General features: G+C 56.9%; 1 rRNA gene (only partly in view). It reads left to right on the forward strand.

The features are described from left to right. Positions 1 to 1533 (forward strand): 23S ribosomal RNA (locus ABD345_RS39630); it begins 1672 nt to the left of the window's first position. Positions 1534 to 1535 lie beyond the last annotated feature (2 nt).

The raw sequence follows: 1535 nt of genomic DNA on the forward strand, positions 1-1535 counted from the left end.
ATGGGACGTGGTGGAGCCGCCGGTCCAAGCCTGTAGTAGGTGAGCGATGGGGTGACGCAGGAAGGTAGTCCAGCCCGGGCGGTGGTAGTCCCGGGGTAAGGGTGTAGGACGTTGCGTAGGCAAATCCGCGCAACACATAGTCTGAGACCTGATGCCGAGCCGATTGTGGTGAAGTGGATGATCCTATGCTGTCGAGAAAAGCCTCTAGCGAGTTTCATGGCGGCCCGTACCCCAAACCGACTCAGGTGGTCAGGTAGAGAATACCGAGGCGTTCGGGTGAACTGTGGTTAAGGAACTCGGCAAAATGCCCCCGTAACTTCGGGAGAAGGGGGGCCATTGCTGGTGACGGGATTTTCTCCCCGAGCTGGTGGTGGCCGCAGAGACCAGCGAGAAGCGACTGTTTACTAAAAACACAGGTCCGTGCGAAGCCGTAAGGCGATGTATACGGACTGACGCCTGCCCGGTGCTGGAACGTTAAGGGGACCGGTTAGTCACGATTCGTCGTGGCGAAGCTGAGAACTTAAGCGCCAGTAAACGGCGGTGGTAACTATAACCATCCTAAGGTAGCGAAATTCCTTGTCGGGTAAGTTCCGACCTGCACGAATGGCGTAACGACTTCTCGACTGTCTCAACCACAGGCCCGGTGAAATTGCATTACGAGTAAAGATGCTCGTTTCGCGCAGCAGGACGGAAAGACCCCGGGACCTTTACTATAGCTTGATATTGGTGTTCGGTTCGGCTTGTGTAGGATAGGTGGGAGACTGTGAAACTCGGACGCCAGTTCGGGTGGAGTCGACGTTGAAATACCACTCTGGTCGTGCTGGATGTCTAACCTGGGTCCGTGATCCGGATCAGGGACAGTGTCTGGTGGGTAGTTTAACTGGGGCGGTTGCCTCCTAAAGGGTAACGGAGGCGCCCAAAGGTTCCCTCAGCCTGGTTGGCAATCAGGTGTTGAGTGTAAGTGCACAAGGGAGCTTGACTGTGAGACTGACGGGTCGAGCAGGTACGAAAGTAGGGACTAGTGATCCGGCGGTGGCTTGTGGAAGCGCCGTCGCTCAACGGATAAAAGGTACCCCGGGGATAACAGGCTGATCTTCCCCAAGAGTCCATATCGACGGGATGGTTTGGCACCTCGATGTCGGCTCGTCGCATCCTGGGGCTGGAGTAGGTCCCAAGGGTTGGGCTGTTCGCCCATTAAAGCGGTACGCGAGCTGGGTTTAGAACGTCGTGAGACAGTTCGGTCCCTATCCGCTGTGCGCGTAGGAGTGTTGAGAAGGGCTGTCCCTAGTACGAGAGGACCGGGACGGACGAACCTCTGGTGTGCCAGTTGTCCTGCCAAGGGCATGGCTGGTTGGCTACGTTCGGGAGGGATAACCGCTGAAAGCATCTAAGCGGGAAGCCTGCTTCGAGATGAGCACTCCCACCTCCTTGAGAGGGTAAGGCTCCCAGTAGACGACTGGGTTGATAGGCCGGATATGGAAGCCCTGTGAGGGGTGGAGTTGACCGGTACTAATAGGCCGAGGGCTTGTCCTCAG

Source organism: Kitasatospora saccharophila (genome assembly GCF_039529925.1).
GTDB lineage: Bacteria > Actinomycetota > Actinomycetes > Streptomycetales > Streptomycetaceae > Kitasatospora > Kitasatospora saccharophila.